The organism is Lentzea alba, from assembly GCF_011067745.1.
Lineage (GTDB): Bacteria > Actinomycetota > Actinomycetes > Mycobacteriales > Pseudonocardiaceae > Lentzea > Lentzea alba.
In genome coordinates, this window is record NZ_JAAMPJ010000005.1 from 313,476 (window position 1) to 334,495 (window position 21,020).

The window sequence follows — 21,020 nt, forward strand, 5'->3', positions numbered from 1 at the left end:
CAGGCTGATCCACATGGGATCACTTGAAGGGAAAGCGGCTCTCGTCACCGGCGGGAGCCGCGGCATCGGGGCCGCAGTCGCCGAGAAGCTCACCGCACTCGGCGCACAGGTCGCGGTGACGTACCAGAACACCAAGCCGGACAACGGTTTGTCGATTCAGGCGGACAGCGCCGATCCGGACGCCGTGGTGGCCGCGGTGGAAGAGACCGCCGCGGCGTTCGGACGACTCGACGTGCTCGTGAACAACGCCGGAGTCTTCCAGGTGGGACCGCTGGAAGACCTTGGCAGGGAAGAGTTCGACCACACGATGGCCGTGAACGTGCGCGCGCCGTTCCTCGCGGCGCGCGCAGCGGCACGGCACATGCGCGAGGGCGGGCGGATCATCAGCATCGGCAGCAATGTCGCGGTGTACGCGCCCTTTCCCGGTTTCGCCCTGTACTCGGCGAGCAAGACGGCGCTGATCGGGATGACCAAAGGACTTGCGCGTGACCTGGGGCCGCGGGGCATCACCGCGAACATCGTGAACCCCGGTCCCACCGACACGGACATGAACCCGGCGGACGGATCGATGGCGGACACCATTCGGGGGTTGACCGCGTTGGGACGCTACGGAAATCCCGCGGAGATCGCCGAACTGGTGGCGGCGTTGGCGGGCGATGCCGGTGCGTACGTCACCGGCGCCAGCATCAACGCTGACGGTGGATTCACCGTGTAGTTCCGGAAGCCGCAGAGGCCGGGTGCCCATGGCGCACCCGGCCTCGCTTCACGCCCAGGTGACGGGCAGGGCGTGGACGCCGTAGATGTTCATGTCGGTCTTGAGCTTCACCTCACGCGCCGGAACGGCGAGTTCCAGCGACGGGAAACGGCGCAGCAGCCCCTCGAACCCGGCGCGCATCTCGATGCGGGCCAGCTGCTGACCGAGGCACTGGTGCACGCCGTGGCCGAACGAGAGGTGCCCGCGAGCGTTGCGGTGCACGTCCAACGTGTCGGCGTGCTCGAACTTCTCCGGGTCGTGATTGCCCGCCAGCAGCGAGAGGATCACCGTGGAGCCCGCGCGGATCGTCTCGCCGAAGAACTCGATGTCCTCGGCGGCGTAGCGGAAGAAGACGTCAGCGACCGCCAGGTACCGCAGCAGTTCCTCGACGGCGTCCGGGATCAGCTCGGGGTTCGCCCGCAGCTCGGCCAGCTGGTCCGGGTGCTCCAGCAACGCGAACGTGCCCAGCGCCAGCATGTTCGCCGTGGTCTCGAAACCGGCGAGCAGCAGCAGGAACGCCATGCCGACGAGTTCCTCGACGCTGAGGTCCTCGTCCTGGGCCAGATCGGACAGCAGGTCGTCGGCCGGCTCGGCGCGCTTGCTGACGACCAGTTCGGCCAGGAACGTGGTCATCGCCGTGTACGCGGCCATCTTGTCGTCCAGGCTCACCTCCCGCTCCATGAACTTGGAGGAGTTGACCTGGAACGTCTCCCGGTCCGCGTACGGGACCCCGAGCAGTTCACAGATCACGAGTGACGGCACCGGAAGCGCGAACTCGGTCACCAAGTCGATCGGCGGGGTGAGCTTCGCCAGCTCGTCCAGCTGCCGTTCGGTGATCTCGATGATGCCTTCTTCCAACGCCTTCATCCGCCTGACCGTGAAGGCGCCGGTGAGCTTGCGGCGCAACCGGGTGTGGTCCGGCGGGTCCATGCTGATGAACAGTCCGGGCGTCTGCGGGGACGGCTCGGTCTGCTCCGGCATGCCGGGGGTCGGGAACGGCACGTGCAGGATGCCGAGGTCCTGCCGGCTGCTGAACCTGGTGTCCGCCAACGCGGTTCGCACCGCGTCGTAACCGGTGACGAGCCAGCCCTCGTGGCCGTCCGGGAAGAGCATCGGGCTGACCGGGCGGGTGGATCGGAGCTCGGTGATCCGGCTCGGCGGGTCGAACGGAGTGACGTCGCGGTCCATGGGAAGGCCGTGCTGCATGATCAGTGACTCCTTCAGCGAGTGGATTCGCGGTTGAAGAGCTTCTTGGACCAGAGGTAGCCGCCGAACCCGATGACGGCGCACCAGCCCAGCGCGATGTAGCCGCTGTTGCCGATCGGCGTGCCCATCAGCAGGCCGCGCAGGGCGTCGATGAACGGGGTGAACGGCTGGTACTCGGCGAACCAGCGCAGCACGGTCGGCATCGAGTCGGTCGGCACGAAACCGTTGCCGAAGAAGGGAAGCAGGATCAGCGGCAGGCCGACGTTGCTCGACGACTCGACGGACTTGCTCTTGAGGCCCAGCGCGGCGGAGAACCAGATGAGCGCGAACGCCATGCCCACCAGCAGTCCGGCGAGGGCCAGCCACTCGACGAAGTTCGCCTGCGGCCGGAAGCCGATCGCCACCGCGACACCGAAGACGAACGTCATCGCGAGCACGGTCTGCACCAGGCTGCCGATCACGTGTCCGGTGAGGACGGACACGCGGGCGATCGCCATGGTGCGGAAGCGATCCACGATGCCCTCGGTCATGTCCATCGCGATCGAGATGGACGTGCCCTGCACCGCCGCGGTGATCGCCATCAGGATGATCGTCGGCGTCACGTAGTTCAGGTACTCCGCGCGGCCACCGGACGGTCCGCCGAGGCCGGCGCCGAGCGTGCCGCCGAAGACGTAGACGAACAGCAGCAGGAACACGACCGGCATGATCAACAGCTGGAACGTCAGCGACGGGTAGCGGATCATCCGCTTGAGGTTGCGGCGCACCATCGTCGCCGAGTCGGTCAGGACGTAGGTCATGACTGGGTCACCTTCTCGGGATTGCCGGTGAGGGCGAGGAAGACGTCGTCGAGGTCGGGCGTGTGCGTGCTGAGCGAGTCGACCAGGACCGCGTTGTCGTCGAGCCGGTCGAGCAGGGCCTTGAGCGAACGGACGCTGCCGTCGTTCGGCACCCGCAACGCGAGCGCGTCACCGTCACGGGACGCGTTGCCGATGACCCGCGTGGCGTTCTCCAGGTGGCGGGGATCGCTGAACTGCAGCAGCACGTGCCCGCCGGGGATGCGGCGCTTGAGCTCGTCCGCGGTGCCCTCGGCGACGATCTTCCCGTGGTCCAGCACCGCGATCCGGTCGGCGAGCTCGTCGGCCTCGTCCAGGTACTGGGTGGTGAGGAAGATCGTGACGCCCTCCGCCACGAGCCGCCGCACGATGTCCCACATGGCGCGTCGGCTGCGCGGGTCGAGGCCCGTCGTTGGTTCGTCGAGGAAGATCACCTGCGGCGAGCCCACCAGCGTCATGGCGAGGTCGAGCCGACGGCGCATGCCGCCGGAATAAGTGGACGCGGACTTGTCGGCCGCGTCGACGAGGTCGAACTTCTCCAACAGCTGCTCGACCTTCGCCCTGCCCTCGGCCCGGCCGAGGTGGTGCAGGTCGGCCATCAGCTTGAGGTTCTCGCGGCCTGTCATCAGGTTGTCGACGGCGGAGAACTGACCGGTGACGCCGATCGCGGCGCGGACCCCGTTGGGATCACTCGCCACGTCGTGCCCGGCGACGGACGCACTGCCGCTGTCGGCTCTGATGAGCGTGGACAGGATCTTGACCATGGTGGTCTTGCCGGCGCCGTTCGCGCCGAGCAGCGAGAAGACGGTGCCGCGCTCGACGACCAGGTCGACGCCCTTGAGCACTTCGTGGTCGCCGTAGGACCTGCGCAGCCCGGTTGCCTTGATCGCGTTCATGGAGTTCCCCTCAGGCACGGCGGACGGTGATGTCGCCGAAGGACGTGTGGGCGGTGATCTTGACGGTCTCGGCGGCGTCGCCGGGGCCTTCGCTGCCGCTGAGCGAGTTGTGCACGCGGCCGAAGCTGGTCTTGGTGTCGAGCCACGCGGCGGTGCCCTGGGCGATGCCGACCTCGATGCTGCCCATCGCGGTGTTCAGCGTGGCGGTGTCGCGCACGACCTCGCCGATGATGAGAGATCCCATGGCGCTCTTGGCTTCCAGCGCTCCGCCGACCCGTTCCGCGGTGATGTCGCCGTTGGCCGCACGGGCCCGCAGCTCACCGTCGACCGAGCCGATCTCGGTGTTGCCGTTGGAGTTCTTGACCGTCAACGACCCGGCGACCGAGCCGACGCGGACGTGCCCGCTGCCGGTCTTGACCTCCGCGTTGCCCGTGACGGCCCCGATGCGGATCTGACCGGCGCCGGTGTCGACCTTCAACGGCCCGGCGCGGTCGACGTGGACGTGTCCCGCCGACATGTCGATCTCGGTCTCCCCCAGCACGCCGGTGGTGCGGGTGCTGCCCGCGGTCACGTCGGCGTCCACTTTGGACCCCGAGGGCAGCTCGATCACGATGTCGACCGACCTGGTCTTCTTGGAGAAGTCGAACGTCCGCTTGGGCCCGCGGATCGTCAGCACGCCGTCGGCGTAGTCGACCCGGGTCTTCTGCGCGGCCTCGACGTCGGAGGAGTCGTCCGGGTCGGACGGCCGCACGTCGACCACGGTGTCGACGCGGTCGCTCGCGAGGATCTGGACGAAGCCCGCGTAGACGTCGAGCAGTACGGAAATCGGTTCATACGTGTCGTAAGAAGGCATGGCTGTCCCCTCAGAGCGTGCCGGAAGAACGTCTCCGCAGGTCAGAGACGGTGAAGTGAAAGCTGTGGGTTAACGGACCCAGCCGACGAAACGCTGCGACGCGGGGGCGGGCCCTCCGGCGAGCGGTTCGGCGCTGGTCTTCGGCGTGAGCTGGGCCGACGCGGCGCGCACCAGCCACGCGTTGACCGAGCGGCCCTCCTTGGCCGCCGCCTCGTCGATCGCCGCCTTGAGCGGTTCGGGCAGGCGGACGTTGATGCGCACGGTGGTGCCGTCCTCGAAGCCGGCCGCGACGTCCTCGGCGGGTGCCGCGACGGGCTCCGGCGCGACGGCGACCGGCTGCTGCTCGACCGGCCGGCGCGTCACGACGAACTTGGGGTCCCGCCCCCGCAGCAGCACCTGCACCGAGTCCGGCGCCAGGTCCGCGGTGATCTCGTCGGCGGCGGCGGACAGCGCCTCGAGCAGCGCCAGCCGGATCGCCGACTCCATCGACACGGTCAACCGCTCGACCAACACGCTCGCGTCGTCACCGCCCGTCTCGACGGCGGTCAGCAGTTCGCGACCGAGGGAAGCCACGTACGGGGTCAGATCCATGGCATCACTATGGCACACGGTGGCACCACCGGCAACCAAATCTGGCTCACCGTGGCATCATTTTGGCTCACCGCAGGTCAGGGGCCTGATCGAGGGCAGATGACGGTCTCCGAGATCAGGTGAGCGCCTCGACGAAGGCCGCCAGCGTCGACGTGCCCTTCTGCCGGTCCAACACCGCGAACACGACGTGGTCGAAGTACCGGTTGTCCAGCAAAGCCAACCGGAACGTCTCGGCGACCACAGCCGGATCGTTGCCGAAGACCCCGCAACCCCACGCGCCCAGCACGAGCCGGCGATGGCCGTGCGCGGCGGCAACGTGCAGCACCCGCACGGCCCGTCGCAGCAAAGCGGCGGGAATGCCGGCGGCGCGCTCGGGCTGGTTGCGCACGATCGCGGACCGGTTGGGCGCCGCCGCGGTCAGGAACGAGACCTCGTACGGCTCCGGCAGCAGGTTTCCCTTGTCGTCACGGAAAACCGGCACCCGTGGCGAGTAGATGACCCGGTCGCTGTAGGTGAGGTCGTCGTGCGCGCGGTGGTACCGGTAGAAGTCACCGGCCGCGCGCAGGCAGGGGTTTGAATCGCTCGTACGTGAGGTCGATCAGGTGATCGCAGATGCGTTTGAATGAGTGCTTGTGGGTTGCGTGAGCCTGACGCGTGGTTCGATCATGCGTTCGATACGATCGCTGGTGTGGCAGTTGACGGGTTGCGGGTGATCGCGCCGTCGTTTGTCGTGCCTGGCTCGTCTGGTGTGGCGATCCGGACTCGTCTCAAGGGCTTGACTGTCGCGGACGAGCGGGTGTTGCGGTTGGCCGGGGCGCATCTGGGGTCGCTGGCGGGTCGTGATCTGAAGGCGCGGTGCGCGGCCGGGCTGGAGCATTCCAGTCAGGCGTGGGCGGATCGCAAACGCGGGCTTACGCCGGAGTCGTCGTCGCGGTGGGCTGGGTCGATCACCAAGGGATCGCATGATCAGTGGGCGTTGGCTCGCCGTGGTCAGGCCGCGCATATCGCTGGTTTGCGCGCGGGTGTTGCGATGATCGAGCGCCGGTTGGCGCTGCCGATCGGGTTTCGGGGCGGCAAGCGAGAGCCGGGTGGTTACCGGTCCCGGCGGGAGTGGCATGCGAAGTCGCGTCGACTGGGTGTGCTGCGGGCTCGGCTCGCGGCGGCGGAGGCGGATCGAGCGGCCGGCCGGGTGCGGATCGTGCGGGGCGGGAAGCGCCTTCTCAACACCCGTCACAACCTCGGTGCCGCGCAGTTGACCGAAGCGCGGTGGCGAGAACACTGGGAAGCCGGGCGCTGGTTTCTGGCCGCGGACGGCGAGGCGGGGAAGCGCTGGGGCAACGAAACGATCCGCATCACCCCCGGCGGTGAAATGTCGATCAAGCTGCCCACACCGCTGGCGGACCTGGCGAACGCCAGGCACGGCCGGTACGTCTTCACCGCACGCGCGGTGTTCGCGCACCGCGGCCCCGAGTGGACAGAGCGGATCGAGCGGAACCTGGCGGTCGCTTACCGGATCCACCACGACGCTGACCGTGGCCGCTGGTACGTCACCGCCTCCTGGCAGCGCCCTGCCGCCCCCGGACTTCCGTTGTGCATCGTGGCCGCGGGTGGTGTTGTCGGGGTGGACACGAACGACGACCACCTGGCAGCGTGGCGGCTCGACTCGCATGGCAACCCGCTCGGCCGTCCCCGCCGTTTCTGCTACGACCTCACCGGCCACGCCGAGCACCGCGACGCGCAGATCCGGCACGCCCTGACTCGCCTGCTGCACTGGACCCGGCGTGCCGGTGTGACGGCGATCGCGGTCGAGGACCTGGACTTCGAACAGGACAAGACCCGCGAGAAACACGGGAACAGAAAACGCTTCCGCCGCCTGCTCTCCCGCTTCCCCACGGCAAAGCTCCGGGCCAGGCTGACCGGCATGGCCGGTGAGCACGGCATCGCCGTCATCGCGGTCGACCCGGCCTACACCTCCCGCTGGGGTGCCCAGCACTGGCAGAAACCCCTCACCACCGCCACACGCAAGGTTTCCCGGCACGACGCGGCGAGTGTCGCTGTCGGGCGACGCGCCCTCGGGCATCCAATCCGGCGACGGACGGCACCGCCCCCACGTGACCAGAGCGATCACGCGGAGCATCGGACCGCCCAGGCCGGACCGGACACCCGACGGCGTGAGGAAACCCGCCCCCGCAGACCCGGACCGCGGACACGATCCGCGCCGCCCGGCCGCGGGCAGTACGCGGGCAACCAGGACGCCCAACACCGTTCGGAGCGCCCGGCCGAGCAGGACACACTCCCGCTCAGCCCATAGGAACGGTAGAGCGCCGACGCACGCGCGACGCTCTCCTCCTGAGCCTGTGCCCCGTTGAGGAACCCACCGCCGGGGTTGCGCGCGGAAGCGAAGACCAGACCGGCGACGTCGCCGCCGAGCCGCCGGGTCGCCTCCAAAGTGGACTCGTTGGTGACGTCCACCCTCGGGGCTCGCCCGGTGCCGGCAGGGACAACTCGTCCTCCGGCAGGTGAAGGCGAGTCCCGGACACCGCCGGGGTGACGGCGATCGGAACCTCGCGCGACCCGGTGGAGTAGGAACCTCGCTCCGAGATCTCGACGGTGTCGCGGGCGATCGCTCGCAGCCTGCTGCTCATGATGCGAACAATTGTTCCAAGCCTGCCAAGCGGTTTTCAGATCCGCGCATAGGTCTCCGCGACCGCGCCGAACGCGGCCTTGGGTTCCCAGTTCCCGTCCTCGTAGACCTTCACGACGCCAGGACTGGCGATGTCGAAATCCCGGCTCGGGTCGTCCGGCCGATGCGTGTAGTTGTTGAGCGCGAACATGTACACGAACGCGCCGTCCACGCCTTCCGCCTCGAAGATCTCCAGCAGCTCGCGCAGGTACGCGGCCTGTTCCTCCTCGTCACGGACATAGCCGTCCTTGACCCGGACCGGCCGTCCGGCGGCGTCGAGGTCGACGATCTCCATGCTGCGCGGCGCCACCGCTCCCGATCCCCGCCAGGCGGCGGTGCCGAACCCGGTGATCGCCACCGGCTTCCCTCGCCCCACCACGTTCCGGATGCCTTCCGCGTACCGGTCCGCGACCTCGGCCGACCGGATCAGCTCGAACGACATGACGTCGAACAGGCTCCAGTCCACCCGTTCGAACGGGATGCACGCGTACGTGATCTTCCCGCCGAAGTGTTCCCGCACGACTTTCACCGCCCGCGCCAGGAACTCGTTGAGCCGCTCCCCGGCCTCCAGCATCCGTTCAGGGTTGCCCAGCACCCGGTTCACGCGGTCCATGACGTCGTCGCCGTCGAGGAACCCGTCGTTCATGACGCTCAGCTCGACCCCGGTCACGAACACCACCTCGGCCCCACCGGCCCGAACCCGTTCGGCCCGCCGCGCGCACTCCGCGAACAGCTCCAGAATCTCGTCCGGCTTCAGCTCCAGCGGGTAGGGCGAGAACCAGACCTCCAGCCCCAGGTCAGCCGCGATGAGAGCGGCCTGCTCCAGCCGTTCCGGATCGCCCCCGACGAGATGAACGGCGTTGCAGTGCAGCTCGTCCCTGATCACTGCCAGCTCCCGCCTGACCACGTCCAGGTCGAAGTCAGGCACGGAAATCTCGCCACCGCGCACGAACCCGGTGTCGTACGCGATCCCCTTGGCACGCATGAGCAGTCCCCTTTCGTCTCGATGCTCCGAGACTAGAGACTAAAACTGCGTGCACGCAAGTTTGCGTTCACGAACCTAAGTTGGCCAGACCAGCAACACCGGACAGGTCGCGTGATCCACCACGAACCGCGTGGCCGGCCCGAGACTGCGCGGCCCCGCATGACTCACGTCGCCGTCGCGACACAAGATCAACAGCGACGCTTCCCGGGCCGCCGCGACAACTTCGTGTTCGACCCGACCGACCCGCGCCGACGTCGTGCACGGCACCCCGAGCCGGTCGGCGGCCGCCTCCAGCAACCGCGAGGCGTGATCCGCCGCCAGTCCGTCCAGCCGCGCGCCAGGATCCCGGGACGGATGCCGCCCGAACAACCCAGCGAACGCACCGTGCGCCGCCCCCGGCACGTCGTGATCACTGACGTGCAGCAACAGCAACTCTTCCCCGCCGAACGCCCGAGCCGCGTCGACGCAGTCCTGCCAGGTGTCGTCGGCGACCCACACGACCACCGTCATCGGTCATCCTCCGATCACGAGCAGAGACACCCACAGTGCCACGACCGCGCCGACCAGCGTGGCAGGCACGGCGAGCACCCCGAGCCTGGTGAACTCCGGCAGGTTCACCTCGGTGTCGTGGTCGTGCACGATCCGCCGCCACAGCAACGTGGCCAACGACCCCGCATAGGTGAGGTTCGGCCCCAGGTTCACCCCGAGCAGCACCGCCAGCACCGCCCCGGCGCCCAGCGGTGCCACCAGCGGCAACAACACCAGCACCGCGGGCAAGTTGTTGATCACGTTCGCCAGCACCGCGGCCACCGCCGCCACCCCCAGCAACGCCAGCAGTCCGTTCCCACCAGGCACCACGTGCCGCAACAGGTCGTCCAACCCGTTGTCGACCACCGCCCGCACCACCAGCCCAAGTCCCAGCACGAACGCGAGAAACGGCACCGAAGCCGCCCGCACCACCTTGACCACCGACGTGCGCCGCCGAGCCAACGCCCGAACCGCCATGGCCACCGCGCCCGCACAGGCCGCCCAGGCCGGATCAACCCCGGTAGCGGACGCCACCACGAACCCGACCAAGGTCAACCCGACCGTCGCCAACGCGAACACCGGCATCTCAGCCGGTGGCCGCACCTCCGGCGCGTGCACCGGGGCATCGAGATCCGTCCGGAAGAACCACCGGAACACCACGTACTCGACCGCGATCGCCACCACCCACGGCAACGCCATCAGTGCCGCGAACCGCGTGAAACTCAGCCCGCTGGACGCGAACGCCAGCAGGTTCGTCAGGTTGGACACCGGCAACAGCAACGACGCGCTGTTCGACAGGTGCGTGCACGCGTAGACGTGCGGCTTGGGCCGAACCCCGAGCTGAGCCGCCGTCGCGAACACCACCGGCGTCAGCAACACGACCGTCGCGTCCAGACTGAGCACCGCCGTGGTCACCGACGCCGCGACGAACACACCGCCCAGCAACGTCCGCGGTCGCCCACCGGACGCCCCCGCCATCCAGGTACCGCAGGCCTGGAACAGCCCTTCGTCGTCACAAAGCTGTGCCAGCACCAGAATCGCGGCCAGGAACCCGATCACGGGTCCCAGCCGCACCGCCTCGTCCACCGCGTGGTCGACCGGCAACGCACCGACCAGCACGACGAGCACGCCAGCGGGCACCGCCACCGCGGCCTCGGGCCAACCCCACGGCCGGACGACCGCGCACACCAGCACAGCCACCAGCAATAACACCGACAGCGCCAGCACGGATCCTCCTGCGCCGGCGGGCCCGGCTCACCTCCGAAACTCTAGAACCTGTGCCGCGCCTTCACATCTTCGCGGCGGCGGACTTGATCGCCTGCCGAATCCGGAAATAAGTCCCACAACGGCAAACGTTCGCGATTCGGTCGATGTCCTCGTCGCTGGGTTCGCCGACGGAGTTCAACAACGCCACCGCCGCCATGATCTGCCCGGGCTGGCAGTACCCGCACTGGGCGACGTCCTGTTCCAGCCAGGCCTCCTGAACAGGATGCAGCTCATCCCCGGAAGCCAGCCCCTCGATCGTGGTGACGGTCTTCCCGGCACAAGAGGAAACCGGTGTGACACAAGGCTGAACCTCGACACCGTCGAGGTGGGACGTGCAGGCGCGGCACACCCCGATGCCGCAGCCGAACTTGGGTCCGCGCACCCCGAGCTTGTCCCGCAGAACCCAGAGCAGAGCCATGTCCGCGGGAGCCTCGACCGAAACCGGCTTCCCGTTGACGACGAAGGTGTAGGTAGGCACAGGGAACGCTCCTTCAGCGCGGGAACGGCTCGAAGTCGACGGGGAAGATGATCGGGAAGCTGCGCGGAACCACGCCGGTGGCACGCGCATAGGCGTTGGCGATCGCCCCGACCGCGGCGGGCACTCCCAACTCGCCCGCCCCGCCGGGTTCACCGCTGGCCGGCATCACGTGCACCCGCACGTCCAACGGCGCATCCTTCTGCCGCGCGTAGTGGAACTGCGAGTACGACCCCTCCAACGGCAACCCTCGGTCGATGTGCAGGCCTGCCCGCAACGTCGTGGAGATCGCGTCCGTGAGCCCGCCCAGCATCTGCGCCTCGAGCCCACGCGGGTTCACCGGCCGTCCGACGTCGACCACGATCACCGCCTTGACCACCCGAGGGTTCTGCGGATCCCGCGCGTCGATCTCCACCAGACAGGCCGTGCACGACTTGTACTCGTCGTGGAACGCGACACCCTGCGCGAACCCGCGCGGCATCGCCCGCCCCCACTCGCCCAGCGCCGCGGCCTTGTCCAGCACCGCCCGCTGACGAGCGCTCTTCAGATGCTCCCGCCGGAACGCGACCGGGTCCTTGCCCATCCGCGCCGCCAGCTGGTCGACCAGGATCTCTTCCGCACCACGGGTGTTCGCGGAGTAAACCGACCGCCACGACCCTGTGTGCATCCGCAGCGGGACCTCGTTGAGCAACGAGGTCACCACCCCGAAGTTGTAAGGCACCTTGCAGGTCGTCAAAAACACCGTCTGCGCAAAGGAGAGGTTCCCGCCCACCGGCAAGGAAGCAGCGGTGGCGGTGAGGATCTCCCCCAGTCCGTGCCGGAAATCGGTCTCGACGGACGCCACCCGGTGCTCGAACGTCAGCACGTTGCCGAGCCCGAACGTGGCGCGCAGCTTGTGATGGCTGGCTGCCCGAGCCCGCCCGTGCCGCATGTCGTCGGTGCGCGACCACATCAGCTTCACCGGCCGCCGCAACGCCTGGGAGATCTGCGCGGCCTCGATGGCGGCGTCGAAGAACAGCCGGCGCCCGAACGACCCGCCACCCTGCATCACGTGCACGGTCACCGCGGCCTCGGGCAACCCGAGCACCGAGGCGATCGTCTGCCGCGCCACGATCGGCGACTTCAACCCGGCCCAGATCTCGGCCCGATCATCACGGACGTCCGCGATCGCCGAGTTCGTCTCCATCGGCGCGTGACTGACGAACGCGAAGTCGAACTCCATGTCCACGTGCTGAGTCAGCAGCGGCGGTACCACGAACGGCAACGCGGCGGCCCGCAACTTCGCCCGGATCTCCTTGTCCGACAGAGCGTCGATCGTGCCGGGGTTCCAGGTGACCTTCAGCGCGTCCCGAGCGGCCATCGCCTGCCCGAACGTCTCGGCGACCACCGCGACCCCCGTCGGCACGACACCGACCGCGAGCACACCCGGCATCGACCGCGCGGCAGCCGAATCCACCGACTTGACCGTGCCGTTGATCGTCGGCGGCCGGCGCACGACCGTCGGCATCGCCCCCGGCACGTCGTGGTCGAGCGTGTACTTGAACTGGCCGGTGACCATCGCGCGGGCGTCGATGCGCGACTGCGGCGTGCCGACGAGCCGGTGCTGCGACGCGGGTTTCGGTTGCGCGGAAAAGACTCCGGTCAGCTGAGCGGCCGCGGAGGTCAACAGCCCGTAGGCGATGAACCGGCCGTCCGGCAGCACCACTCCACCGTCGCGAGTGGACAGTCTCTCGACGGCCACCCCGTGCTCCTGAGCGGCCGCCGCGACCAGCCTGGCCCGCACGGCCGCCGCCGCGGAACGGACCGGCCCGTACGCCGACCTGATCGTGTTGGAACCGCCGGTGAGCTGGTTGAACAGCAACTCGGAACGCGCGTCCGCCAAGACCACGCGCACCCGGTCCAGTGGCAGGTCGAGCTCCTCCGCGACGAGCATCGCGGTGGCCGTGGTGATGCCCTGGCCGACCTCGGCGCGAGGCAGTTCGAGCGTGACGACGCCGTCCTCGCCGACCGTGAGCACGGCGAGCGCGCCCGCGGTCGGCGTTCCGGCCAGGATGAGGATGTCGCCGAGATCCATGATCTCGGCCGGTTGCGGCAGCGTCGGGAGGACGGCCTCCGCGGTACCGGGCACCGCGACGGTGAGCACCGGGGCGGCGACCAGGAACGCGAGGAACTGCCGACGACGCACGGGGACCCGGGTTTCGGGGACCGGACTTCGTTGTCACAGGTCATGTAATCGTCAACGACATCCGGACCATCTGGGTACGACTGTCAGCCGAACGGACGTACCGCCGACCGTCTCAACAGGGTCTCCCTGCCACCGCTGCCTCAGCAACCGGTCGTGCGACGCCACGACGACCGCGCCGGGATAGTCCGCGAGCGCGGCTTCGAGCTCTTCCACCAGCGCGAGCGACAGGTGGTTCGTCGGCTCGTCGAGCAACAGCACGTCCGGCTCCGACACCAGCAGCCGCGCCAACGCGAGCCTTCGCCGTTGCCCGACCGACAACGCTCCGACCGGCGTGCCGAAGTCGGCTGGGCGGAACAGCCCCAGCGACGCCAGCCGCTCGGCACTCCCGCCGAACGCCGCCAGCACGGTCTGCTTCGGCCGTGCGACAACGGTTTCCTGTGGCAGATAACCGACCACACCGCTGCGGACGACCGTGCCGTGATCGGGTTCCAGGACACCTGCCAGCACGTCGAGCAACGTCGACTTGCCGACGCCGTTCGGGCCGGTCACCAACAACCGTTGCCCTGCCTCGACACTCAGCTCGTCGACGCACAACCGTTGATCAACCCGGACCTCCCTCAGTTCGAGCACCGCGCCCTCACGCACCGCCGCGTCGAGCGGGGCGTTGAGGTGCAACGGCTCCGGCGGCTTGGGCACCGGGTCGGCGTGCAGCCGCTCCAGCCGTTCGGACGCGCTGCGCACCCGCGTCTGGATCGACGCCTGCACCCGGCGGCCGTCACCGTTGTACTTGCACTTGTTGTGGTCCGGGATCGGACGGCCCGGCGCGACGCGGTACGCCGTCGTGCCGCCCCACTCGGTCCAGTGGCCGATCTCGCCGACCCACTCCGCGTAGGCCTGCTCCCACCGCTGCCGCGCCGCCCTCTTCTCGGCGACGTAGCCCGCGTACCCGTTGCCGTAGCGGGAGACCTTCCGCTCGTCGACCTCGATGATCACCGTGGTCACCCGCTCCAGCAGCAGCCGGTCGTGCGTCACCACCACCAGCGTGCCGCGATGTGCCCGCAACCTGTTCTCCAGCCAGGCCAGCGCCTGGTCGTCGAGGTGGTTGGTGGGCTCGTCGAGCAGCAGCAGTTCCGGTTCGGCCGACAGCACCCCGGCGAGCGCCAGCCGGGCCCGCTGCCCGCCGGACAACGTGCCGAGCCGGCGTTCCCGTCCGACACCGGCGATCCCCAACGCGGACATCGCGGCCTCGACCCGTGCGTCGGCCGAGTAACCGTCGCGCAGCTCGAACACCGTGAGCAGGTCACCGAGCTCGTCGAGCAGCTCGTGTTCAGCGGCATGAGCGATCTGCTGCTCCAGCAACCGGATCTCGACGAGAGCCGCGTCGATCGCGTCACCGACGGTCGCGTCGTCGGGAAGGTCGAGCACCTGCCCGAGGTACCCGACACCGTCCGCGAACACGGTGACCTCGCCGTCGTCCGGCACGTCCTGCCGGGCCATCAGCCGCAACAACGTCGACTTGCCCGAACCGTTCTCCCCGACCACACCGGCCTTCTCGCCCGGCCGGACCGTCAGCGAGACGTCGTCGAGCACCCGCCGATGGGCGAAGCTCCTGGTCACGTTCCTGATCGTCAGCTGACCTGACAAAGCGGCCTCCCCTCCACCAGCGAGAGCTCCGGGCCCTCCCAGTTCCTGCGCAGCCAACGGTCGTGTGACGCGATGACCACGGCCCCCGGCGCCGACTTCAGCGCGTCCTCCAGCTCCTCCGCGAGGCTGAGCGAGAGGTGGTTCGTCGGTTCGTCGAGCAGCAGCACCTCCGGCGGGTTCGCGATCAACATCGCCAGCGCGACCCGCCGCCGTTGCCCGATCGACAGCTCGCCGACGGGCCTGTCGACGTCCTTGCGCGCCAGCAAACCCAGCTGCGGCAGGGAAATCTCGCCCTGATACAGCTGTCGAGCGGTGCGCGTCAGGTCCGGGAACACCACGTCCTGCTCCAGCAACCCGACCCGGATGCCACTTGCCTGGTGCACCACGCCGACGTCCGGTGTGATGCGCCCGGCCAGCACCTTGAGCAACGTCGACTTCCCCGCGCCGTTCGGGCCGGTGATCATCAGTCGTTCCGAGCTGGACACTTGCAGCTCGTCCACGTTCAGCCGGTTGCCGAGCCGAACGTCCTTGAGCCGCAACGCGAGCCGCTCGTCCCCCGCCGAGGTCAGCTGTGCTGCGAACCTGAGCGGCGCCGGCGGCTTGCGGACCTGGGTGCCGGTCAGCTCGTCCAGCCGCTGCTGCGCGTTGCGCACCCGCCGCGAGATCTGCTTCTGCACCCGGCCGCCGTGCCGGTCGTACGACATCTTGTTGCCGTCCTTCATGGGCCGGTGGTGGTTCACCGCCCGTGCCGTCACGTCGACCGCGTTCCTCAGCTCCTTCAACTCGTCCTGTTCCTGCTGGTACTGCTGTTCCCACCGGACCCGCTCCAGCCGCTTGGCCTCCAGGTAGCCGCTGTAGGCGCCGCCGTACCTGGTCACACCGCCGCGGGCCGGGTCGAGATCCACTACGTCCGTGCACACCTCGTCCAGGAACACGCGGTCGTGCGAGGCGATGACGACCGTGCCGGGCAGCGCGACCAGGAACCGCTCCAGGAACCCGACCGCCTCGTCGTCGAGGTGGTTGGTCGGCTCGTCGAGCAGCATCGCCGCGGGTCGCCGGATCAGCAGCGCCGCCAGCCCGAGCCGTGACCGCTGCCCGCCGGACAACGTCCCCAACTCCCTGTTCTCGCCGGACAGTCCGAGCCCGGCGAGCACGAGCTCAGCGCGCCGATCCGCGTCCCACAGGTCGTGGTCCTGCGCCCAGTCGAGCAGATCGCCGTACTCCTGGAGCACTTGCTCGTCGTCCAGCCCGCCGGCCAGTTCGTCGAGCCGCGCTTTCACCCTGCGAATGTCCGACAACGCGTCGTCCAGCACGTCCTGAACGGTCGCCGAAAACGCGAACGGCAGTTCCTGCCAGAGGAATCCGCAGTCCACCGGCCGCTGCAGCCGACCGTCGTCCGGCTCCTCCACCCCCGCGAGCAAGCGCAGCAACGTGGACTTGCCGACCCCGTTCTCCCCGACCAGGCCGATGCGCTGACCAGGCGACGCAGACAACGAGACGCCGTCCAGCACCCGGCGTGCACCGTAGGACTTGACCAGATTCTGGGCATGCAAAAAAGGAATGTTCGACATAAGACCCCCACCGCCGAAGAAATCGGAAACGGATGCACGCGGAGCACTCACGCGTGCCGGAAGTGGAGTCAGTAGATCACGTGAACGATGTTGCCATACACTGTACGAGAGCGCAACCGCACACCTGCACTTCGACGACTCGGTGGCCGGGAGCCTCTGGGGCGCCACGTACTACCACGTGCAGACCAATCCGGGCGGCATCGACTTCCACGAGAACGTCGGCTCCGAAGGTGCTCGCGGCTACCGCAAACGCCTCAGCGAGGGTGGCCTCTGAGATAGACTGAAGGCCGATCTACCTGGGGGTTTTGGTTGCATCGGCACATCAGGACGGTCGACGACGTCCTCGCTCTGCTCGACGGGTTCCTCCCGGCTCAGGCCGGCGACTGGTGGGACGGCTTCTACGAGGATCGGGATCGCGAGGTCCCGTTCTTCGTGGCCAAGCCGGACGAGAACCTGGCCGGCTACCTCGAACGCGGCGTGATCCGGCCGGGCCGGGCGCTCGACGTCGGTTGCGGGCCGGGCCGCAACGCGATCTTCCTGGCGCGCCACGGGTTCCAGGTCGACGCCGTGGACATCTCGGCCACCGCCGTCGCGTGGGCCGCGGAACGGGCCGAGGGGCTCGGCATCCGGTTCCGCCACGGTGACGCGTTCGCGACCGAGGGCTCGTACGACCTGATCTACGACTCCGGCTGCTTCCACCACCTGCCGCCGCACCGCCGGATCAGCTACCTCGCGTTGCTCGACCGCGCTCTCAAGCCCGGCGGCCACTTCGCGCTGACCTGCTTCACCGCCGACGAGGGCACCGCCACGCCGGACACCGAGCTCTACCGGCAGTCCGGCCTGGCCGGCGGCGTCGGGTACGAGCCCGACGACCTGCGGTGGATCTTCCAGGACCTGACCGAGGTCGAGCTGCGCCGGATGATCGACCAGCCGGAGGGCTCCGCGACGTTCGGGAAGTCCTTCCTGTGGACGGCGCTCTTCCGCCGGGCCGGGACACTCCACACAGGACAAGCGTCACGCTGATCGTCGCGGCGACCGGACGCCGGTGTCCGGCAGGCGGAAACCGGCGGGCCCGCCACCTGCGAAAGTAGGGTCCATCCCCTGCTCCCGTAGGTGATCCAAGGCACAAATCCGGCAGTATCGTCAGGCGCGTGAGACGGGCCGGAGACCTGGTGCAGGTGCTGCTCGTGGCAGCACCGGCCACCTGGCGCGAGTTCGCGCTGGCCACGCTGGCCCTCGCCCTGGTCTCGGCGGCCGCGCTGTGGTGGCGCAGCCTCGCTCGGGCGACGGCCGAATGTGCCGAGCTGGAACGCGAACTGCTGACCGAGCGCGCCCGTGCCGACGAACGCACGAGGCTCGCCGCCGAGATGCACGACGTCGTCACGCACCGCCTGAACCTGATGGTGCTGCACGCCGGCGCGATGCGGATGGCGGCCAAGGACGAAGGAAGCCGCGAGGCCGCCGAGGAACTGCGCGTCGCGGGCTGCCAGGCGTTGGTCGAACTGCGCGACCTGGTCGGGGTGCTGCGCAACGGCCGCAGCGCACGCATCCCGGACGTCCTGCCCGACCGGCTCTCCAGCCTGGTCGCCGACTCCGCCGCCACCGGGCTGGAGATCACCCTGACCGAACACGGCGACGCGGACATCATCTCCCCGGCCGTGCGCCGCACGATGTACCGCGTCGTCCAGGAGTCGCTGACCAACGTGCACCAGCACGCGCCCGGCGCCCAGACCGAGATCACCATCCACAGTGGACCGGGCAGCGTTCGCGCGGTCATCCGCAACACCGCGCCGTCATCCAAGCCGGAAGCCGCAAAACCCCGCTCCGGCAAGGGTTTGCTGGGCCTGCGCGGCCGGGTCGAGATGGTCGGCGGCACCCTCACAGCGGGCCCGACGGACGACGGCGGCTACGAGGTGGACGCCGTCCTGCCCGCGTTCGTCCCCACCTGATCACTCGTCCGACGCCCGCACCGCCCGGCACGCCAGGTGCACCGCGAGCCGCTCGTCCGGGTTCAGCAGGCTCACCCCGAGCAGCTGCTCGACCCGGTTGATCCGCTGCGCCACCGTGTTCCGGTGCACCTTCAGCCGCACCGCAGCCGAGGACGTCACCGACTCCTCGTCCAGGTACACGGCCAGGGTGCGCAGCAGTTGCCCGTCCTCCACGCCCACCAGTGGTTCGAGCAGCCGCATCGCCTGCTCGACCAGCGCCGGGGTCTCGGCGGCCATCGACAGCAGCCGCCGCACGCCCAGTTCGTCGATGTGCACGACCTTCGCCGATCCGGTCATCGCGGCGGCTTCCCGTGCCTCGCCCAGCGTCCGTCCCACACCCGCGACACCGGGATGGGGCCGGCCGATGCCCGCGACAACGGGACGATCTCCCAGCACCTGGGCCAGTTTCCTGGTCAGCTCGCGGTGCTGCGACTGCGGCGGTTCCGAGTCGTTGGTGAGCCAGAACGACCAGCCCTCGGCGCCCTCGACCAGCTGGCCGTGCAGGCCGCGCCGGGACAGCTCGACGCGCAGCCGTTCGGTGGTGGCGGTGTCGAGGATGTTCGGCGCCGGCTGGCTCGGCATCGCGTAGACGCCCGTGTGCCAGCCGTCGAGCCGCCACCCGGCGAGCACGGCCTGCTGCACCAGCTGCGGCGGCACGTCGTCGCCGGACGCGAGCAGCTCGGACAACAGCGACGCGCGGGAACGGGCGCGGCGTTCGGTCTCGAGGCGTTCCGCGGCGACCCAGTTGCCCAGCGCCCAGGACGCGACCTGGCTGATCTGCATGACGGTCTCGGCCCAGCGCTTGTTGCGGCCGCGGGCGTGCGAGACCAGCCACAGGTGCACGTGCCCGGTCCGGTCGGTCTCCACCGGCACGGCGACGGCGAACCCCTCGGTCATCTCGACGGTGGTGGCGACCGAGCCGATCAGCAGGTCCGGCGGCAGGCCGGGCGGGGACACGCCCTCGATCGCGGTGCCGTCCGCGCTGATCACCGCGCACGTCACGTGCAGCTCGCCGGACAGGATCGTGATGACCGACCGCGGATCCGGCCTGCTGCGACCCAGCCGGGCGGTGACGGCGTTCAGCAGCCTCGCCGCCGCGACCTCGGGACGTCGGACGGCCGTGCGCAACGCGTCGGCCACCAGCAGCGGGTCGTCGCCCCTGGTCTGCACGAGCGGCACGCCGAGCCGGTTCGCGAACGAGATCGTCGCGGTGGAAGGAAGTGGGTGGCTGCCGGTCGACGGCCGCACCAGCACCACGGCCCGCACGTCCGCGCTGTAGGCCCGGCGCAGCGCCACCTCGACGAGGTACGGCTGGTTCCCGGTCAGGATCACCAGGTCGCCCGCCGAGCACGCCTCGACCGCGCTCATGTCCGCCGCCAGCCGCACGTCCGCGACCTCGGTGTCGACGCCGCGTTCGCCCGCCAGCAGGCTCGCGTCGCCGAGTACCCCTATCTCCAGCAGGTCGCGCACGGTCAGGGAGTCGGCGTCGTCGATCATCTGACGTCCCGGAACGGCACGTAGTCGAGGTCATAGCCGAACGCCCGCGGGTCGACCCGTCCGAGCATCTCCGGCCGCACCCACTGCGCTGGCGATGGGAGCGCTACCACGTCGACCACCGCACCGAACGTGAGGCGTTCGGTGGTCAGCGGGCGACCGGACTCGGCGTCGAGGCAGCACAGCAGATCAGGCGTCGTCACGAGCGGTTCGCCGTCGGCGAGCGCGACGAGGTACTCGCCCTGCATCTCCAGGCGCACATACGCATCGTCGGTGTCCAGGCGGCGCAGCGCCACCGTTCCCCTGGGAAAGTCTCCGACGGACTCTCGCCACACCTCGACGACCTTTCCCCGCGTGACGAGGAAACCGCCGGAAGCTTTGGCTCGTTCGTCGACTGAAACCGTTTGGTGCGACCAGATCTCACCGAGCTCCAGCGCTCGCGAGAGTGAGCCCGTTATGCCTGCTTTGAGCGCGTCCGCGAGCTTCAACGGCTTCGCCACCATCATCGCCCAGCCGCCGAAGTCCACCATCACGGTGCGCGCGAGCTTCTCGATGCCGGTCGCGTCGAGCACGGCCCGGTTTCCGCCGGGTTCGGTGATGGCCAACGGGGTCGTGGGCAGTCCGGCCGCGTCGTAGGTCGTCTGGTCGATCCGTGGGAACGCTCTCCCCATCCCGTCCACGTCGACGTACGGCAGCCCCAGTCGCGCGGCCAGGATCAGCGGCAACAGTCCGTTGCAGCCGCCGACCTCCCACCCGATGACGGCCGTCGCGGGCGTGGAGTCGTGCGCCTGCAACGCCTTCAGGGCCTCCTCGGCCTCCAGGCCCGACGGCAGCTTCTCGATCATCACGGTCGGCGCGCCGATCAGCCCCACGCGTGCCCCGTGTCCGTCCGGATCGGCCTCTTCGGGCGAAAGGACTGCGACAGGGCCACTTTGTCGCATTTCGTGCCGGAGCATCGCGGCGAAGGCGTGGGTCTCGTGCTCGCCGCCTCCTCCACCGCTGCCGAGCATGACCACGCCCAATGCGAGCCGGTCGACCTCGTCAGGCTGGAGCAGGTGCATGGGCCGG

The 21,020-nt window shown here is 69.2% G+C and carries 19 protein-coding genes and 2 pseudogenes; 5 read left to right on the plus strand and 16 right to left on the minus strand.

Annotated features, from left to right (window positions below):
• The first annotated feature begins 13 nt into the window (after nt 1-13).
• The gene (locus tag G7043_RS20510) at nt 14-715 is read left to right on the plus strand and encodes an SDR family NAD(P)-dependent oxidoreductase (RefSeq protein ID WP_166047658.1); all 702 of its coding nucleotides are present in this window, start codon (nt 14-16) and stop codon (nt 713-715) included.
• Nucleotides 716-763: 48 nt separating this feature from the next.
• Here the strand turns inward: G7043_RS20510 and G7043_RS20515 are convergent, their stop codons facing one another.
• The 6 genes and pseudogenes from G7043_RS20515 to G7043_RS20540 form a co-directional block, all read right to left on the minus strand.
• Nucleotides 764-1,960 (minus strand): cytochrome P450, encoded by a 1,197-nt coding sequence (locus G7043_RS20515; RefSeq protein ID WP_207311442.1) that lies wholly within the window; start codon nt 1,958-1,960, stop codon nt 764-766.
• Nucleotides 1,961-1,974: 14 nt separating this feature from the next.
• Nucleotides 1,975-2,757, minus strand: coding sequence for an ABC transporter permease (locus G7043_RS20520; protein ID WP_166047660.1), 783 nt, complete (start codon nt 2,755-2,757; stop codon nt 1,975-1,977).
• A complete protein-coding gene (locus G7043_RS20525) occupies nt 2,754-3,689 on the minus strand; it encodes an ATP-binding cassette domain-containing protein (protein ID WP_166047662.1) in 936 nt (311 codons plus the stop codon). The genes G7043_RS20520 and G7043_RS20525 overlap by 4 nt, the downstream gene beginning before the upstream one ends.
• Before the next feature lie 10 nt (nt 3,690-3,699).
• Nucleotides 3,700-4,542: a DUF4097 family beta strand repeat-containing protein gene (locus tag G7043_RS20530; RefSeq protein WP_166047664.1), complete on the minus strand. Its 843-nt coding sequence runs from the start codon at nt 4,540-4,542 to the stop codon at nt 3,700-3,702.
• A 69-nt stretch (nt 4,543-4,611) separates the two neighbouring features.
• Entirely contained in the window at nt 4,612-5,133 is a 522-nt protein-coding gene (locus G7043_RS20535) for a ribbon-helix-helix protein, CopG family (RefSeq protein ID WP_166047666.1), read from the minus strand.
• A 115-nt stretch (nt 5,134-5,248) separates the two neighbouring features.
• Nucleotides 5,249-5,713: pseudogene (locus tag G7043_RS20540) on the minus strand (TIGR02452 family protein); the annotation flags it as partial.
• A 108-nt stretch (nt 5,714-5,821) separates the two neighbouring features.
• On the opposite strand from G7043_RS20540, the gene G7043_RS49925 reads away from it, so the two are divergent.
• Nucleotides 5,822-7,444: an IS200/IS605 family accessory protein TnpB-related protein gene (locus G7043_RS49925; RefSeq protein ID WP_166047668.1), complete on the plus strand. Its 1,623-nt coding sequence runs from the start codon at nt 5,822-5,824 to the stop codon at nt 7,442-7,444.
• Nucleotides 7,445-7,503: 59 nt separating this feature from the next.
• Here the strand turns inward: G7043_RS49925 and G7043_RS48425 are convergent.
• The 8 genes and pseudogenes from G7043_RS48425 to G7043_RS20585 form a co-directional block, all read right to left on the minus strand.
• Nucleotides 7,504-7,605, minus strand: a pseudogene (locus tag G7043_RS48425) (poly(ADP-ribose) glycohydrolase domain-containing protein); the annotation flags it as partial.
• Nucleotides 7,606-7,814: 209 nt separating this feature from the next.
• Nucleotides 7,815-8,801, minus strand: a complete 987-nt coding sequence (locus tag G7043_RS20555; protein ID WP_166047670.1) for a hypothetical protein — start codon at nt 8,799-8,801, stop codon at nt 7,815-7,817.
• A gap of 75 nt (nt 8,802-8,876) precedes the next feature.
• Complete coding sequence (locus G7043_RS20560) at nt 8,877-9,311, minus strand: universal stress protein (protein ID WP_166047672.1); 435 nt, start codon at nt 9,309-9,311, stop codon at nt 8,877-8,879.
• A 3-nt stretch (nt 9,312-9,314) separates the two neighbouring features.
• Nucleotides 9,315-10,556: an SLC13 family permease gene (locus G7043_RS20565; RefSeq protein ID WP_166047674.1), complete on the minus strand. Its 1,242-nt coding sequence runs from the start codon at nt 10,554-10,556 to the stop codon at nt 9,315-9,317.
• A gap of 61 nt (nt 10,557-10,617) precedes the next feature.
• On the minus strand, nt 10,618-11,073 hold the full coding sequence (locus G7043_RS20570) for a (2Fe-2S)-binding protein (protein ID WP_166047676.1): 456 nt from the start codon (nt 11,071-11,073) through the stop codon (nt 10,618-10,620).
• Nucleotides 11,074-11,086: 13 nt separating this feature from the next.
• Nucleotides 11,087-13,255, minus strand: a complete 2,169-nt coding sequence (locus tag G7043_RS20575; protein ID WP_166047678.1) for a xanthine dehydrogenase family protein molybdopterin-binding subunit — start codon at nt 13,253-13,255, stop codon at nt 11,087-11,089.
• A 51-nt stretch (nt 13,256-13,306) separates the two neighbouring features.
• Nucleotides 13,307-14,899 carry an ABC-F family ATP-binding cassette domain-containing protein gene (locus tag G7043_RS20580; RefSeq protein ID WP_166047681.1) on the minus strand — a complete coding sequence of 531 codons (1,593 nt, stop codon included), beginning with the start codon at nt 14,897-14,899 and terminating at the stop codon, nt 13,307-13,309.
• Nucleotides 14,884-16,470 (minus strand): ABC-F family ATP-binding cassette domain-containing protein, encoded by a 1,587-nt coding sequence (locus G7043_RS20585; protein ID WP_166047683.1) that lies wholly within the window; start codon nt 16,468-16,470, stop codon nt 14,884-14,886. Before G7043_RS20585 ends, G7043_RS20580 begins: the two co-directional genes overlap by 16 nt.
• A 142-nt stretch (nt 16,471-16,612) precedes the next feature.
• On the opposite strand from G7043_RS20585, the gene G7043_RS49425 reads away from it, so the two are divergent.
• The 3 genes from G7043_RS49425 to G7043_RS20595 all read left to right on the plus strand — a co-directional run bounded on the left by G7043_RS49425 (nt 16,613) and on the right by G7043_RS20595 (nt 18,419).
• Nucleotides 16,613-16,744, plus strand: coding sequence for a hypothetical protein (locus G7043_RS49425; protein ID WP_278185802.1), 132 nt, complete (start codon nt 16,613-16,615; stop codon nt 16,742-16,744).
• A 35-nt stretch (nt 16,745-16,779) separates the two neighbouring features.
• Nucleotides 16,780-17,493 (plus strand): class I SAM-dependent methyltransferase, encoded by a 714-nt coding sequence (locus G7043_RS20590; RefSeq protein ID WP_166047685.1) that lies wholly within the window; start codon nt 16,780-16,782, stop codon nt 17,491-17,493.
• Between the two features lie 128 nt (nt 17,494-17,621).
• Nucleotides 17,622-18,419 carry a sensor histidine kinase gene (locus tag G7043_RS20595; protein WP_166047687.1) on the plus strand — a complete coding sequence of 266 codons (798 nt, stop codon included), beginning with the start codon at nt 17,622-17,624 and terminating at the stop codon, nt 18,417-18,419.
• Here the strand turns inward: G7043_RS20595 and G7043_RS20600 are convergent, their stop codons facing one another.
• Both G7043_RS20600 and G7043_RS20605 read right to left on the minus strand, forming a co-directional pair.
• Complete coding sequence (locus G7043_RS20600) at nt 18,420-19,955, minus strand: helix-turn-helix domain-containing protein (protein ID WP_166047689.1); 1,536 nt, start codon at nt 19,953-19,955, stop codon at nt 18,420-18,422.
• A complete protein-coding gene (locus G7043_RS20605; protein WP_166047691.1) occupies nt 19,952-21,013 on the minus strand; it encodes a DUF917 domain-containing protein in 1,062 nt (353 codons plus the stop codon). Before G7043_RS20605 ends, G7043_RS20600 begins: the two co-directional genes overlap by 4 nt.
• Nucleotides 21,014-21,020 lie beyond the last annotated feature (7 nt).